At 71.5% G+C, this 15,253-nt stretch carries 14 protein-coding genes and 1 pseudogene; 8 read left to right on the forward strand and 7 right to left on the reverse strand.

Features of this window, described 5'->3' with window-relative positions; genetic code table 11:
- Positions 1 to 255: 255 nt before the first annotated feature.
- From lepA to ABD743_RS32790, 3 genes are all read left to right on the forward strand, one after another.
- Positions 256 to 2,103 (forward strand): translation elongation factor 4, encoded by a 1,848-nt coding sequence (lepA, locus tag ABD743_RS32780; protein ID WP_344726730.1) that lies wholly within the window; start codon positions 256 to 258, stop codon positions 2,101 to 2,103.
- Positions 2,104 to 2,173: 70 nt separating this feature from the next.
- On the forward strand, positions 2,174 to 2,605 hold the full coding sequence (locus ABD743_RS32785; protein ID WP_344726732.1) for a hypothetical protein: 432 nt from the start codon (positions 2,174 to 2,176) through the stop codon (positions 2,603 to 2,605).
- The gene (locus ABD743_RS32790; protein WP_344726734.1) at positions 2,605 to 3,273 is read left to right on the forward strand and encodes an MOSC domain-containing protein; all 669 of its coding nucleotides are present in this window, start codon (positions 2,605 to 2,607) and stop codon (positions 3,271 to 3,273) included. The genes ABD743_RS32785 and ABD743_RS32790 overlap by 1 nt, the downstream gene beginning before the upstream one ends.
- A 75-nt stretch (positions 3,274 to 3,348) precedes the next feature.
- Here ABD743_RS32790 and ABD743_RS32795 read toward each other — a convergent pair whose 3' ends face one another.
- Both ABD743_RS32795 and ABD743_RS32800 read right to left on the reverse strand, forming a co-directional pair.
- Complete coding sequence (locus tag ABD743_RS32795; protein ID WP_241037769.1) at positions 3,349 to 3,765, reverse strand: MarR family winged helix-turn-helix transcriptional regulator; 417 nt, start codon at positions 3,763 to 3,765, stop codon at positions 3,349 to 3,351.
- Between the two features lie 148 nt (positions 3,766 to 3,913).
- Positions 3,914 to 4,879, reverse strand: coding sequence for a zinc-binding dehydrogenase (locus ABD743_RS32800; RefSeq protein WP_344726736.1), 966 nt, complete (start codon positions 4,877 to 4,879; stop codon positions 3,914 to 3,916).
- A 68-nt stretch (positions 4,880 to 4,947) separates the two neighbouring features.
- Here ABD743_RS32800 and ABD743_RS32805 point away from each other — a divergent pair, with 68 nt between their 5' ends.
- Complete coding sequence (locus ABD743_RS32805) at positions 4,948 to 5,145, forward strand: hypothetical protein (protein ID WP_344726738.1); 198 nt, start codon at positions 4,948 to 4,950, stop codon at positions 5,143 to 5,145.
- Here the strand turns inward: ABD743_RS32805 and ABD743_RS32810 are convergent.
- The gene (locus ABD743_RS32810; protein ID WP_379659450.1) at positions 5,142 to 6,044 is read right to left on the reverse strand and encodes an NAD-dependent protein deacetylase; all 903 of its coding nucleotides are present in this window, start codon (positions 6,042 to 6,044) and stop codon (positions 5,142 to 5,144) included. The two genes, ABD743_RS32805 and ABD743_RS32810, sit on opposite strands and share 4 nt — an antisense overlap.
- A gap of 91 nt (positions 6,045 to 6,135) precedes the next feature.
- Between ABD743_RS32810 and ABD743_RS32815 the strand changes: the two genes are divergently transcribed.
- Positions 6,136 to 6,735, forward strand: coding sequence for a TIGR03086 family metal-binding protein (locus ABD743_RS32815; RefSeq protein ID WP_344726740.1), 600 nt, complete (start codon positions 6,136 to 6,138; stop codon positions 6,733 to 6,735).
- A 171-nt stretch (positions 6,736 to 6,906) separates the two neighbouring features.
- Here the strand turns inward: ABD743_RS32815 and ABD743_RS32820 are convergent, their stop codons facing one another.
- The 3 genes from ABD743_RS32820 to ABD743_RS32830 are packed head-to-tail and all read right to left on the reverse strand — an operon-like array spanning position 6,907 to position 10,456.
- Complete coding sequence (locus ABD743_RS32820) at positions 6,907 to 7,674, reverse strand: enoyl-CoA hydratase-related protein (RefSeq protein WP_344726742.1); 768 nt, start codon at positions 7,672 to 7,674, stop codon at positions 6,907 to 6,909.
- Positions 7,671 to 9,617, reverse strand: coding sequence for an ABC transporter ATP-binding protein (locus ABD743_RS32825; protein WP_344726744.1), 1,947 nt, complete (start codon positions 9,615 to 9,617; stop codon positions 7,671 to 7,673). The genes ABD743_RS32820 and ABD743_RS32825 overlap by 4 nt, the downstream gene beginning before the upstream one ends.
- Positions 9,618 to 9,658: 41 nt before the next feature.
- Complete coding sequence (locus ABD743_RS32830; protein WP_344726746.1) at positions 9,659 to 10,456, reverse strand: helix-turn-helix domain-containing protein; 798 nt, start codon at positions 10,454 to 10,456, stop codon at positions 9,659 to 9,661.
- Positions 10,457 to 10,593: 137 nt separating this feature from the next.
- Between ABD743_RS32830 and ABD743_RS32835 the strand changes: the two are divergent.
- Positions 10,594 to 10,960, forward strand: a pseudogene (locus ABD743_RS32835) (PaaI family thioesterase).
- A gap of 52 nt (positions 10,961 to 11,012) precedes the next feature.
- Here the strand turns inward: ABD743_RS32835 and ABD743_RS32840 are convergent.
- Entirely contained in the window at positions 11,013 to 12,128 is a 1,116-nt protein-coding gene (locus ABD743_RS32840) for an LLM class flavin-dependent oxidoreductase (protein WP_344726748.1), read from the reverse strand.
- A gap of 224 nt (positions 12,129 to 12,352) precedes the next feature.
- Here ABD743_RS32840 and ABD743_RS32845 point away from each other — a divergent pair, with 224 nt between their 5' ends.
- Positions 12,353 to 13,159 (forward strand): N-formylglutamate amidohydrolase, encoded by an 807-nt coding sequence (locus tag ABD743_RS32845; protein ID WP_344726750.1) that lies wholly within the window; start codon positions 12,353 to 12,355, stop codon positions 13,157 to 13,159.
- A 162-nt stretch (positions 13,160 to 13,321) separates the two neighbouring features.
- On the forward strand, positions 13,322 to 15,247 hold the full coding sequence (locus tag ABD743_RS32850; protein WP_344726752.1) for an FAD/NAD(P)-binding protein: 1,926 nt from the start codon (positions 13,322 to 13,324) through the stop codon (positions 15,245 to 15,247).
- Positions 15,248 to 15,253: the final 6 nt, after the last annotated feature.

Consider the following 15,253-nt stretch of genomic DNA (forward strand, 5'->3'; position numbering starts at 1 on the left):
TCCTGGTGCAGGTGAAACAGGTGGTGATGATCGGCCCGATCGATATAGCGGATTCGTCCCGGTCGTGGATGTGACGGACCTGTGGCAGGCAGCGCCGGTCTGCTCCGCCGTGCTCGGCGAGACCGGGACTGGTCGGTGCCGCGAGCGGCTGCGGCGCGAGGGTCGGCGACGGCGGCACCGTCGCGTTGACCGGCAGCGCCGCGCCCGCCGCGCCGCATGGGACGATAGAGGGACCCGTACTGAATGGATCCGTGAGTGAGCTCGTTCGCCGACCAGACCTTCACGCCTCCGGAGCTGATCCGGAACTTCTGCATCATCGCCCACATCGACCACGGCAAGTCCACCCTGGCCGACCGCATGCTGCAGCTCACCGGTGTGGTCGAGGAGCGGGCTATGCGCGCCCAGTACCTCGACCGGATGGACATCGAGCGCGAGCGCGGCATCACGATCAAGGCGCAGAACGTGCGGCTGCCGTGGCAGGTCGATGGGCAGAACCACGTCCTGCACCTCATCGACACCCCTGGCCACGTCGACTTCACGTATGAGGTGAGCCGGGCCCTGGAGGCGTGCGAGGGGGCGATCCTGCTCGTCGACGCCGCACAGGGCATCGAGGCCCAGACCCTCGCCAACCTCTACCTGGCGCTGGAGAAGGACCTCACGATCATCCCGGTCCTGAACAAGATCGACCTGCCCGCCGCCGATCCCGACCGTTATGCGGCGGAGATCGCCCACATCGTGGGCTGCGAGCCCGGCGATGTGCTGCGGGTGAGCGCCAAGACCGGGCTCGGCGTGCGTGAGTTGCTCGACGAGGTGGTCCGGCTGGTTCCGGCACCGGTCGGCGACGCCGACGCCCCGGCCAGGGCGATGATCTTCGACTCGGTCTACGACACCTACCGCGGCGTCGTCACCTACATCCGTGTGGTCGACGGGAAGATCACCCCGCGCGAGCGCATCAAGATGATGTCCACCGGCACCACCCACGAGCTGCTCGAGGTGGGCATCGTCTCGCCGGACCCCAAGCCGAGCGTCGGGCTCGGGGTCGGCGAGGTGGGCTACCTGATCACCGGTGTGAAGGACGTCCGTCAGTCGAAGGTGGGCGACACCGTCACGAGCCAGCGGGGCGGCGCCACCGAACCGCTCACCGGCTACCGCGAGCCCCGGCCGATGGTCTACTCCGGGCTCTACCCGGTGGACGGCTCGGAGTACCCGGACCTGCGCGAGGCGCTGGACAAGCTGCAGCTCAACGACGCCGCGCTCACCTACGAGCCGGAGACGTCGGCCGCGCTGGGCTTCGGCTTCCGGTGTGGCTTCCTCGGGCTGCTGCACCTGGAGATCACCCGCGACCGGCTGGAGCGCGAGGCCGGCCTGGACCTCATCTCCACCGCGCCGAACGTGGTGTACCGGGTGATCAAGGACGACGGCACCGAGATGACGGTGACCAACCCGTCGGACTGGCCGACGGGCAAGGTCGCGCAGGTCTTCGAGCCGGTCGTCAAGGTGACGGTCCTAGCCCCGTCGGAGTTCATCGGCACGATCATGGAGCTGTGCCAGGGCAGGCGTGGCCAGCTCGGCGGGATGGACTACCTGTCGGAGAGCCGGGTCGAGCTGCGCTACACGATGCCGCTCGCGGAGATCATCTTCGACTTCTTCGACGCCCTGAAGTCGCGTACGCGCGGCTACGCGAGCCTCGACTACGAGGAGGCGGGCGAGCAGGAGGCCGATCTGGTCAAGGTCGACATCATGCTCCAGGGAGAGCCGGTCGACGCGTTCTCGGCGATCCGCCACAAAGACGACGCCTACTCCTACGGCACGGCCATGACCACGAAGCTGCGCGAACTGATCCCGCGCCAGCAGTTCGAAGTGCCGATCCAGGCGGCGATCGGGTCGCGGATCATCGCGCGGGAGAACATCCGGGCGATCCGCAAGGACGTGCTCGCCAAGTGCTACGGCGGCGACATCACCCGCAAGCGCAAGCTGCTGGAGAAGCAGAAGGAGGGCAAGAAGCGGATGAAGACCATCGGAAGGGTCGAGGTGCCGCAGGAAGCCTTCGTGGCGGCGCTGTCCACCGACTCCGCGGCCGACGCGAAGTCCGGGAAGAAATAGCACCTATCCCCGAGTTCGGGGTGCCGAATACCGATCGTCGCTGATCAACGATCAGCCTACGATGGGCGCCATGACGGATGCGCCGGTGCTCCCCGGCGGGGGATCACCGGGCGTCGCGGGGCTCGTGCTGGTGCTCGTCCTGCTTGTCGGGGTGGTCGCCGGGCGCACGAAACGGCGGTGGGCGCTGTTGCTCACCGGGCTGCTCGGGGTGCTCGTGTTCGGCGTCCTCGTCATCGCGGTGGCCGGGGCTCCCGATCCGGCGGTTGCGGGTGACCGCGCTGCCGAGATGACGGCGTTCTACACCGTGGTGGTGCCGCTCCTCGTGGCGTTTGCGGCTGGATGGTCGTGCGGGAGGGCCGGCTGGATCCAGCGCGTGGTCGTGGTCGGAGTGGCGGCTCTGGTCATCGCGGCGTTCCCGTATGCCGCAGCGGGCCGGGTCACGGCCGACACGCTGCCCGGTGCGCCCGTCGGAGTGCCGGGGGGAGAACAGGGGGGACCGTGATGACGACATCGACCGGGCCGGGGGTGGCAGGCCGTGTCGAGTCCGTGAACGTGGCCGTCGTGCGCACCGGCGAGTGGACGATGCAGAAGGGGCGCTCCGGCATCGACAAGCGCCCCGTGGATCACCCGGTGCTGCTCGCCGCCGACGGTGTCGAAGGCGACACCATCTGTGATCTCGATCACCACGGCGGCCCCGACCAGGCCGTCTACGCCTACTCGCGCGACGACCTGGAGTTCTGGACGGCCGAACTCGGACAGCCGCTGTCACCGGGCGGGGTGGGGGAGAACCTCACCATCTCCGGGGTGGACTGCTCCGGAGCCGTGGTGGGCGAGCGCTGGCAGATCGGCGCCGCCGTGCTCCAGGTGCGCGGCCCACGCATCCCGTGCCGGGTGTTCGCCGGGTTCCGCGGCGTGCCCGACCTGGTGAAGCGCTTCGTCGCCGCAGGACGGCCGGGCGCGTACCTGGCCGTCCTGCAGCCCGCAGCGGTGAAGGCGGGCGACACCGTGCGTGTGGTCGACCGCCCCGCCCACGGCGTCACCGTGGCCCACGTCCTGGCAGCACGCACCGGCGAGCGAAGTCTCCTGCCTCAGGTGGCAACCGCCCGTGAGCACCTCGGTGTTCGCGGACGAGCTTGGCTGGACAGGACGCTCGGAGTGACGCGGACCTGATCGGGGTCTGGTGGGGAAGCTGTGGGGCGGGGGAGGGGGTCGATGTGGGGAGGCTTGCGGGGGCGAGGGGTCTGGTCAGGCTGTGACGCCCTGGCTTGCCAGGGCCTCGAGGAGTTCGGCGAGCTGTGCGCGTTCGGGCGTGTGGGGGGAGCCGAGTGCTTCACCTGCGCGGCGTTCCACTCGCCCGCAGACCCGCTCGACCACTGCCCGTCCGTCCCCCGCGAGGTGGACCAGGACGCGGCGGCGGTCTACCGGATCAGTGCGCCGGTAGGCCAGCTTGGCAGCGACCAACCGGTCCACGACGCGGGTTGCCGTGGGCGCCGGCAGAGCAGTGTGCGAGGCAATCTCGCCCATGCTCCGGCCGCCGCCACGGGCCAGCATCAGCAGCACTCGCCAGCCATCACGGCTGACGCCCTCCGCCGAGGTGACCGGTGACAGCGCGGCAGCAACCGCACGGTCCAACCGGTCGAGTAGCTCGACCAGACCTGTCACTCGTGGCACCGGGATGTACACGGACCCCGGCGCCATTCGACTTGGTGGCTCAGACACGGTTACTTACTGTACGTCCTGAGAGGGCCAAGCGGGTCTCTCAGGAACCACTTGCCGTAGACGAGCGGCTGATCTAGCGCGACGGATGGCGTCATCGACGGAAGACGATCTTGCCGGAAGTGTCGCCTTCGAGCATTGCCCGGAACCCCTCCTCTGCCCGTTCCATGGGCAGTTCGAGCCCGATTTCAGGGCTGATTCCGGCGTTGGAGACGAAAGTAAGCAGGTCGGAGAGCTCTTCCCGGGTGCCCATGGTCGAGCCGATGACGCGCAGCTGGAGGAAGAAGAGCCGCTGGAGATCCGCACCGGGGTTGGGACCGCTCGTCGATCCGCTGACCACGACCACCCCACCGGGCTTGAGTGCCCGCATCGAGTGTGACCACGTGGCGTCACCGACAGTCTCGAACACGGCGTCGACGCGCTCGGGCAGCCGCTCGCCCGACGGGAACGTGGCGTGCGCCCCCAGCTTCTCCGCCACCGCCCGCTTCTCCTCCGTGCGACCGGTGACCCAGACCCGCATCCCGGCCGCGCTGCCGAGCTGAACCAGGGCCGTGGAGACGCCACCGGAGGCCCCCTGCACGAGCATCGTCTGGCCCGGCCGCAGTCCCGACTTCACGAACAGCATCCGGTAGGCGGTGAGCCAGGCCGTGCCCATCACCGCCGCCTGCGCCGCCGTCAGATTCTCGGGCTTCGGCAGGACGTTGCGCTTCGGGACGACCACGGTGTCGGCGAACGTGCCCTGGTGCTTCTCGGTGAGCAGTGTGCGTTTCGGGTCGAGGGTCTCGTCGCCGAACAGCGAGGCGTCCCCGATCACCGAGTGCAGCACGACCTCCGTGCCGTCCTCGAGCGTCCCGGCCCCGTCGCAGCCGAGGATCATCGGGAACTGTTCGGGCTTGATTCCGACGCCGCGCAGCGTCCAGAGGTCGTGCATGTTGAGGCTCGCGGCGGAGACCCGGACGGCCACCCAGCCGTCGGGAACCTCGGGCTCGGGGCGCTCGCCCACGGTCAGGGAGTCAAGAGGAGCATCGGCGTTGGGCTCTGCGGCGTAGACGGCGAACATGCCACGGAAACTAGTCGCATCGATGAGCCGCTACCGTGTGGACGCGGAGACAGGGAGAAGGTGAGCTGATGTTGCGCGCAGTGGCCGACTGGTGGGACGCCGTCGAGCTGTGGATCACCCAGCTCCCGTTCCCGATGCAGGTGGCGCTGGCCATCCTGGTGGTGCTGCCGCTCTGCTGGGGCACAGCGGCCGGTGTGGACCGCCTGGTCGATCTGGCGGCCGCCCAGCTGGGGCGCGACCGTACGAACGGCCCGTCGGCACGCTAGGAACGCACGACAGTGCCGTTCGTCCGGCCGTCGTCGGTCCAGCTGAGCCGCGCCACCGCGGCGATCGCGGGGAGCACCTCCGAGCAGCCGCCGTCCACCAGCACGTCGGCGAGGTCGTCACCCCTCGTCTGACCGCGGTTGACGATCACCACGGGCGTTCCGATCTTGCGCGCGTGCCGCACGAAACGCAGCCCGGACATCACCGCGAGCGAGCTGCCCGCGACGAGCAGTGAGCCCGCCGCGTCGACCATCGCGTAGGCCCGGGCCACCCGATCCCGCGGGACGTTCTCGCCGAAGAAGACGACGTCGGGCTTGAGCGCGCCGCCGCAGCCCGCGCATTCGGCGAGCCGGAACCCGTCGGTGGCCTCGAGTGCCGCGTCGCCGTCGGGGGCGGTCTCGACGCTCTCGCCTGCTGCCTCGACGAAACCCGGGTTCAGGGCGGCGAGCCGGCGCTGCAGCTCGTCACGCGGGCTGCGCCGATCGCACCCGAGGCACACGACGTCGGCGATCCGGCCGTGCAGGTCGATCAGTGTGCGGCTGCCGGCGGCGGTGTGGAGCCCGTCGACGTTCTGCGTGATGAGCCCGTGCAGGGCCCCAGCGCGTTCCAGGTCGGCGAGCGCGTGGTGGCCAGGGTTGGGTTCGGCGCGGGCCATCCGGGCCCAGCCGACGTGGCTGCGGGCCCAGTAGCGGCGCTGCGCGTGGTGCCCGGAGACGAACTCCTGGTAGGTCATGGGGGTGCGGCGGGGGGAGCCAGGGCCGCGGTAGTCGGGGATGCCGGAGTCGGTGGAGAGCCCCGCGCCGGTGAGCGCCACCACCGGCCTACTGGCGAGCACACCCAGCGCCCGGTCCAGCGCCTCGTCCAGAGCCTTGCCGGGGGTGTCCGGGGCCCCCTCCAGCACGTCCACGTGACCAGGCTAACCGTCGGCTGCAGCGGCCCTTGCTGTCGCGTTCGTGCAATACGGGATGCGGGCATCGCGGGAGATTGACGACATGGACAGTGCCGATCACCTCAGCCGGAGCATCGATCTCGCGGTCGCCGCGATCAAGGGCGCAAGCCTCGCCCGGTACGACGATCCCTCCCCGTGCTCCGACTACAGCGTCCGCGAGGTGGTCAACCACCTCGCCTTCGGGTTCCTGCTGGCCCACCGCTCGGCCACCAGGCAGGCCTGGGACCCGTCCTGGACGGCCGCGGACCGCACGCCGTACCTCCAGGGACGTCCGGAGAGCGAGTGGGCGCAGGCCTGCGCGGAGGAGGCCGCCGCGGCCGCGCAGGCGTGGGCCGTCCCGTCCGCCTGGGAGGGCGAGTCGCACATGGGGGGCTCGCAGATGCCCGCGGCGATGATCGGCTCGATCATGACGTCGGAGTTCGTGGTGCACGGCTGGGACCTGGCCGTCGCCACCGGGCAGCCGTTCCACGTGCCGTCCGGCCTCGACCAGGTGGTGCTCGAGGGCGTCGAGTCGATGGCCCCGATGGGACGTGAGGGCGGCTGGATGGGCGCCGAGGTCACGGTGGCCGCCGACGCGCCGGTGTTCGAGCGGGCGCTCGCAGCGTCGGGCCGGGACCCGCGCTGGGCCCCTGCCGGCCGGTGAGGGGCAGTGCCCTGCCAGGCCTGGCGAGCCCGATAGGACGATGAGGGGTGCGGTCTGCCGCTCCTGACGACGCTCGTCGCGGCGGCCGGTGTCACCGGGCGCGGTGATACCGCCGTCGATGGCCCGGGTGATCGTCGCGAACGCAGCGCGGCTGCTGATCACGCGGTAGTGCTAGAGCGCCCAGGACGGCGCGCGCTTCTCGGCGAAAGCCCGCATTCCCTCCTGGCCCTCCTCGCCCGCGAAGAAGCGGGCCGAGAGCTGCTGCATCTCGGCGAGCTGGTCGGTCATCGCGGCAGGCCGCTCGCGGCGCAGCATCTCCTTGGTGGCCGCCAGCGCGCCCGGGGCCCCCATCCGCAGGGCCTCGGTGTAGCGGTGCACCTCCGCGTCGAGCGCCGCGCCGGGCACAGCGGTGTTGATCAGGCCGATCTGCGCGGCGCGGGTGGCGTCGAAGGTCTCGCCGGTGAGGAACAGCTCGTGCGCGGCGCGGGGCAGCAGACGCGGGAGCACGGTGACCGAGATGACCGCCGGGACGACTCCGATGCGCACCTCGCTGAACGCGAACGTGGCGTTCTGGGCGGCCACCGCGATGTCGCACGCCGCTACCAGCCCGACCCCGCCGGCCCGCGCGGGGCCGGCCACCCGCGCGAGCACCGGGGTCGGCGAGTTCCAGATCCGCTCCAGGATCGCCGGGAACTCGTTGATGCCCTGGTTCTGCGCTCCCGCCCCGCGCGACTCCTTGAGGTCCATCCCCGAGCAGAACACCCGGCCGGTGTGGGCGAGCACGATCACCCGCACCCCGTCGTCCGCGATGGCCGTGCCGAGGTGAGCCAGTAGTTCCCGGCGCACCTGTGCGGAGAGCGCGTTGCGGTTGGCGGGGGAGTCCAGCGTGATCGTCGCAACGCCCGCGGCGACATCGAGGTGCACCAGCTCGTCGGTCATGCTGGGACGGTATCCGGCTCGCCCGCCGACTCGGTGTACGCGCGGGCTTGCAACGTGAACAGCTCGTGGTAGGTGCCGCCGTGCGCCATCAGCTGCTCGTGGCGGCCGTGCTCGATCAGCCTGCCCTGTTCCAGCACCAGGATCTGGTCGGCGTGGCGGACGTTGGCCAGCCGATGCGTGACGAGCACGGTGATGCGCTGCGCACCCGCCCCGGAGCGTCCGTGCAGCGTGCCGAAGACGGCGTGCTCGGCGCGGGCGTCGAGGGCGGCGGTCGGCTCGTCAGCCACCACCACGGGCGCGTCGCGGTACAGACCGCGGGCCACCGACAACCGCTGCCACTGTCCACCCGAGAGGTCCCTCCCGGTCTGGAACATCCGGGAGAGCACGGTGGCCCAGCCGTTGGGGAGGTCGGCGACGACGGTGTCGGTGCCCGACAGCCGGGCCGCGGCGCCGAGCTGTTCCGAGCCGGGATCGGCCCGCTCCAGCCGCCCGATCCGCACGTTGTTCTCGGCCGTCATCGGCCAGTGCACCGGATCCTGCAGGACGACCGCCACCCGGGCGTGCAGCGCGCGGGCGTCGACCGTTGCTGTGTCGACGCCGTCCCACGTGACGCTGCCGGTGGTGGGCAGGTACAGCCCGGTGATCAGTTTCGCCAAGGTGGACTTGCCGGACCCGTTCTCGCCCACCAACGCGATGACCTCGCCACGGCGCATCGTGACATCGACGTCGGCCAGGGCGTACTCGTCCTGACCGGGATAGCGGAACGACGCCCCGGCCAGCGTGATCACCTCCGGGTCACCGTGCAGCTCGGCAACCGGCGGGAGGCGGCGGCGGGAGGCTGCGTCGGTGAGCGCGCTGCGGTAGAGGTCGAGGTAGAAGGTGGCCTCGTAGAGGCGGTTGGCCTGGAAGATCGTGGTGGTGGCCGCTTGCGCTGCAGTGCGCATGGCCAGCGCGGCTGCGCCGGCCAGGGCCAGCTCCAGGCTTCCGGCATAGATCAGGAACGCGAGCACCAGGTAGGCCGCGGCCGTGCCGACGCCCGCGAGCGTGCGCCCGACGAGCTGGACAAGGGTCCGGTCGCGCTCGAGGCTGACGGCGTCGCGGGTGATCTCGTCGGAGATGCGGCGGTGCTCGCGGAGCAGCACCTCCTGGGTGGTGAACGCGCGTACCTCGGCGGCTTCGTCCCTCCCGGTGATCAGGCCGCTGGTCACCCCGAGGCGCCTGCGATGCGAATTCGTGCGCACGAAGTTGCTGAACATCAGCCGCGCGGTCCGGATCGATGCCCAGCCGCGCGGCAGCGCAGCGAGCAGCACGACCGGTGCCAGCAGCGGATGCAGCAGCCCTGCTGTGACGACGGCAGCCGTCACCGACACCAGCGAGGCGAGCAGATCGCCGGTGTCCCGGACGACGGCCCGCACGCGGTCCGGGCCTTGGGTGGTGGCTCGCTCGACGAGCTCGGCGAAGTCTGGGTCGTCGAACGCCGCGAGCTCCACCCCGATCACCGCGGTGTGCAGCATGTCCTGTGCCCGCTGCTCCACGCGCGGCACGAGCGCGCCCGAAACTCCGGCCACGGCGGCGTCCAGCAGTCCACGGGCCGCGGCCGCCGCCACCACCACGGCGAGCGCGGGAAGCGCGGCCAGCACGCGCTCCGGGGTGGGGCCTTGCTCCAGGAGCCGACTGAAGACGTTGGCCGTGGCCAGCAGCCCGAATGCCGTGATCACACCCGCGAGCAGCTCCAGCACCGCCGTGGCGATCGTGAGCGGCCGCGACGTCTGCCACGCCCAGCGTGCGGCCAGCACCGCCGTGCGCGGTGCGGCGCGCGCCACGGCCGGCAGCCCGGCTTTCGCCACGGACTCGTAGCCCTGCGCCCACGAGGGCGTACCGATGTCGTCGACCCCGATCAGCGGGGCAGGCCCCGGCTTGTCACCCACGCGCTCCCCCGTCACGGATCTCCATGATCCATGACAGTGCAGGCAAGAGGGAGAGATCAGGCGAATCGGTCCCGGAGGTATGCGGCGGTGGCGTCGTCCGCGGGGAAGAAGCTCTCGATGGCCACCTCTTCCAGCGTCACGTCGAGCGGCGCGCCGAGCACCGAGACGGTGCTGAAGAGCGTGAGCTCTTGGTCGGGGTGGCGCAGCCGCAGTGGCAGCACGATCCGGTCGCGCGGCTGCGCCGTGGGGTCGAGCCCGGCGTCCCGGCAGTACCCGACGAGCTCACCGAGCAGCGCACGCAGCCCCGTGGAGGCCGCCCGCTCGGCCTGCCTGCGCACCCGCGACACGACGTGCGCGGCGTACTCCTCCAGGTCGGCGACATGCGGGGCGAGCCCGCGCGGATGCAGGCTCACCCGCAGGACGTTGACGGGCGGGATCAGCAGTTCGGGGTCGACGAGGTCGGTGAGGATTGCGATCCCTCGGTTGGCCGCGACCAGGTTCCACGAGCCGTCGACGAGGACGGCCGGGTAGGGCTCCTGACCGTCGAGGATCCGGCGCAGCGAGCGCTGCACCTCACCCATTTCGGCGTCGTCGAGGCCGTGCTGGGAGTAGGCCGGGGCGAAGCCGGCCGCGATCATCAGCTCGTTCCGTCCGCGCAGTGGCACGTCCAGCTCCTCCGAGAGGTGCAGCACCATGTCCCGGCTCGGCTTCGACCGGCCGGTCTCCAGGAAGCTCAGGTGCCGGGCGGACACGTCGGCCTGGATGCCGAGGTCGAGCTGGGTCAGCCGGCGGCGCTGTCGCCAGTCGCGCAGCAGCGCGCCGAACGCGGTGCCGGTGGTTGTCGCGGCGGTCATGGCGAGCACGCTAGCGGCGCCGATGGGGCTGATCGATAACGTCCCGGGTAATGGACCGGCGGCCGCGATCGCGACAGTCTCAGCGCGTGACCGGATCACTCGAGACCGATGACCCCACCACGCTGATGCACCGCTTGATGCCCTTCACCGCCCTGCTCGGGGCCACCGCGCTGCGCGCCGAGCCGCACGAGGTGGCCCTGCGGCTGGACTGGGACGAGTCCCGGTGCACGACCGCCGGGCTGCTCCACGGTGGGGCCCTGATGGCCCTGGCCGATGCCGCAGGGGGCTGGTGCGCCTTCCTCAACCTGCCCGACGGCGCGACGGGCACCGCCACGGTCACGTCGGCGACGAACTTCCTGCGCCCCGTGACGTCCGGGGCATGTCGAGGCCGTGGCCCGGGTGCTGCACGGAGGCCGCAGCACGATCATCGTCGACACGGAGGTGCGCGACGCGGCAGGGAAACTCGCGGCGCGGGTGACACAGACTCAGGCGGTGCTGCGCTGAGCCCCTGCGTGACGGGCGGGGGCCCAGCGCATCGCCTGGATGCGAGCCGGGGTCAGGCGGGCACGGCGGTGCGGGCCTCCTCGGCGTCGCGCCTGGCCACCTCGGCGCGCACGAGCGGGATCACCTCGCGGCCGAACTCCACGGCGTCGGCGAGCAGGTCGTAGCCGCGGGCGGACAGGATCCGGACGCCGAGGTCGTAGTAGTCCAGCAGCGCCGCGGCCACCGTCTCCGGCGTGCCCACCAGCGCGGTGGAGTTACCGGCTCCACCGGTGGCCTTCGCCGTGACGGTCCACAGCGCGCGGTCGAAGCGCTCGCCCTGTGCGGCCACCTCCAGCAGCCGCTGCGAGCCTGCGTTCTCCGGGTCGGAGAGCTTGTGGCGGCGGGTCAGCTGCGCCGTGCCGCCCTTCGTGCGGTCCTGGATGCGGGCCACGGTGGCGTAGGCCTTCTCCCAGGCCTCCTCCTCGGTGCGGCCGAGGATCGGGCGGAACGCCACCTGGAACGTCGGGACCGGGCGCCCGGCCGCGCGGGCGATGTCGCTGATCGTCGCGATCTGTTGCGCGGTGCCGGCGAGCGGCTCGCCCCAGAGCGCGTAGATGTCGGCCTCCTCCGCCCCCACCTTGTAGGCCGCGGGGGAGGAGCCGCCGAAGGAGATGCGCGGGCGGGGCTTCTGGGCGGGCTCGACGTCCAGCACGAAGTCGCTGAAGTCGTAGTGCTCGCCGTGGAAGTCGAACGGCTCGCGTGACGTCCAGGCCTTCTTGAAGATCTGGATGGCCTCGCGGGTGCGGTCGTAGCGCTGGTCCTTGGGCAGGGTGTCGCCCTCGCGCTGCTGCTCGTGGTCGTTGCCGCCGGTGATCACGTGCAGGGTGAGGCGCCCGTCGCTGATCTGGTCGAGCGTGGCGACGGTCTTCGCGGCGAAGGTGGGGTAGGAGACGTTCGGCCGGTGGGCGAGCAGCAGCTGCAGCCGCTCGGTGTGGGTGGCGATGAGCGCGGCGGCCTGAGCGGGGTCCGGGCTGCCGGAGCTGTACGCCGTGAGCACCCGGTCCCAGCCGCTCTCCTCGTGGCCGCGGGCGAGGGCGAGCGTGTAGTCCTTGTCGAACGCGGGGCCGGAGCGCGGTGTCGTCTCCGTGCCGTTGTTGGTGGCGCCGATGCCGAGGAACTCGACGGGCATGGTGGTCCTTCCGGGTGAATGGGCTGCGGGCTGCGGGCTCAGAGGCCCGGACAGGCCGCCGACCACACCCGGCCGAGGTCGATGTGTGCTCGAGTCACCAGGGGAACCCGGATGGTCACGTCCTCCACTGCAGCACCGCGGGGTCGGTCCGTCAACAAGACCTCGAAGCGGTCACACGGGAGAAAGCGCGGCTGGTGTGCGGCGCCGACCGGCAGGATGGCCACGTGCCGGATCCCCGCCCTCCGGACGCCCGTGCGGGCGATGCCCGGAGCCCCGTGTTGCTGCACGTCCCGCATGCCAGTACCGAGATCCCCTCGTGGACCAGGCCGCACCTCGTGCTCGACGACGACGAGCTCGCGGCCGAGCTGGCCGCGCTGACCGACCACCACACCGACCTGATCGCGACCATCGCCGCGGAGCGGGCCCGGGTGCGGCCCTGGGTGCTCGTGAACCGGGTGTCGCGGTTCGTGGTCGACCCCGAGCGGTTCCCGGACGAGCGGGAGGAGATGGCCGCGGCCGGCATGGCCGCCGTCTACACCCGGGGCACCCGCGGCCAGCCCGTCCGGGCGGACGATGCGGCGCATCGCGACCTGCTGCTCGCCGCCTACTACACGCCGTGGGCAGCCGCGGTGCAGGCCGCGGTGGACGACCGGATCGACGCCACCGGACGCGCCGTGCTCGTGGACGTCCACTCCTACTCCACGGCACCGCTGCCCTACGAGCTGCACGCCGACGGCCCGCGGCCTGCGGTGTGCCTGGGCGCCGACCCCGTGCACACGCCGTCGTGGCTCGTCGCAGCGGCGGAGTCGGCGTTCGCCGCGATCGGGTCGGTCTCGGTGAACTCCCCGTTCGCCGGCACCTACGTCCCCCTCGCGCATTACGGCACCGACCCGCGGGTGCTGTCGGTCATGATCGAGATCCGCCGGGACGGGTACATGGCCGAGCCGGGGGGTGCCCCCACTCCGGGCGCGGCTCGGGTGGCCGGCGCTCTCGCGGACCTCGTCGACGCGGTCATGGAATCCGGAACGTGACGCGAGACCGGATTGCTGGCCGTGCTGGATACGCCGATCTACAGTCGAGGGATGGGGTTCCAGCTGTCGCGTAGGTGGCACGTGGACCTGTGCCGCACCAGCGCAGCTCTCTGACAGGCAAGCCCGGACCGTCTTCCGTCCGCCTGCCGAGAGGAACCCTTTGTGACGTCCGCGATCGCGATCGTCGGCGCGGGACCGCGGGGCGTCGGCCTGCTCGAGCGCCTCGGCGCGAGCATCCCCGATCTGCTCCCGGCCGCCAACTGTGACACAGGTGTCGACGTGCACCTGATCGATCCCTACCCGGCGGGTGCCGGGCGGATCTGGCGCCACGAGCAGTCCCCGTTGCTGGCCATGAACTCGATGGCGGCCGACGTCACCATGTTCACCGACGACACCGTCGTCTGTGACGGGCCGATCCGGCCGGGCCCCTCGTTCTGGGACTGGGCGCAGGAGGTGCGCGCGAGCGGTGACCCCGACGTGCTCGGCCCCGAACTCGCCGCCGAGCTGCGCGCCGTCACGGCCTCGACCTTTCCGAGCAGGCGGCTGCAGAGCGCGTACCTGAGCTGGGTGCTGGACGAGGTGATCGCCGGGTTGCCCCCGGGTGTTCGGGTGCACATCCACCGCACCCGGGCCGTCGAGCTGACCGAGGAGGGCGAGACCCAGGTCGTGCACCTGGAAGACGGCTCGGCCCTGCATGTCGACGCGGTCGTGCTCGCCTCCGGGCATCTCGACGCAACTCCCACCGACGAGGAGCTCGCGCTGTCGGCCAGGGCCGCCGGGCTCGGACTGCGTTACCTGCCGCCGGAGCAGACCACCGACTCCGACCTGTCGGTGATCGAGCCGGGGGAGAGGGTCATCGTGCGCGGCATGGGGCTCGCGTTCGTCGATCTCATGGTGCTGCTCTTCGAGGGCCGCGGTGGCCGGTTCGAGCCGACGGGCCCCGGCGAGGACACCCTGCGCTACATCCCGTCGGGCGCCGAACCGCGGCTGGTGGTCGGCTCGCCGCGCGGCGCGCCCTACCACTCCAAGACCCACTACGAGCTGCGCGGTGGACGTCCGCCGCTGCCGCGGTTCCTCGGACCGGCCGATATCGACCGGTTGATCGCCGAGCGTGGTCCCGTCGAGCTGCTGACGCAGGTGTGGCCGCTGATGGCCAAGGAGATCGCCTGGGGCTGGTACCACGAGCTGTTCCTCGGCCACCCCGACCGCGTCCGGCTTTCCTGGGCCGAGTTCGCCGTCCGGTACGCCGAGCTGGAGTGGGGCACGCCGGAGATGGACGAGCTGCTCGCCACTGCCGTGCCCGGCCCCGTCGACAGGATCGACTTCGCCGCACTCGACCGCCCGCTCGACGGGCTGCGCGCCCCCGACCTCGCCACCCTCCAGCCGCTGGTACGGGAGCGGATAGCCGAAGACCTGCGCCAACACGTCGATCCGGCCCACACCCCGCACCTGGGCGCGTTCGTCGCGATGCTCTCCGTATACGGACAGGTCGGCCGCCTGGTCGGCGCCGGCGCGCTCTCCGCACGCTCGCAGGCATTCGACCTGAGCTGGTGGCAGGGCTTCTTCAACTCCGTCGCGAGCGGGCCGCCCGGGTTCCGCGTGCGCGAGCTGCTGGCCCTTGCCCGGGCGGGGTTCGTCCAGTTCCTCGGCGCGGGGATGTGGGTGGACGTCGCCGACGGCGTCTTCCGTGCGGGCAGCGCGACGCTTCAGGGCGCGCCCCCCGTCACGTCCACCGTGCTCGTCGATGCCCGGCTGCCCAATGCCAGTGCCGCACGCACCGTCGACCCGCTGGTGGCCGGCCTGATGCGCAGCGGGGCCGCCAGCGAACTCGAGCTCGTCGACGACGACGGCACCGTCCTGCGCAACACCGGTCAGCTGCGCGTGCGTCCGTCCGACGGTGCGTTGATCGACGCGTCGGGTGTGGTGCACCCTCGCCGCTTCGCTGTCGGCCCGCACACCGCCGTGAAGCTGGCAGGTGCGTTCACGCGGCCGGGAATGAACTCGCAGAGCCTGCGCTACAACGACGCCGTGGCGCGCGCGGTGCTGCGCAGCCTCCCGGACGCCGCGGCGGAGGCCTCAGCGGCGTAGGACCGT

The sequence above is a fragment of the Pseudonocardia yunnanensis genome (assembly GCF_039534065.1).
Classification (GTDB): domain Bacteria; phylum Actinomycetota; class Actinomycetes; order Mycobacteriales; family Pseudonocardiaceae; genus Pseudonocardia; species Pseudonocardia yunnanensis.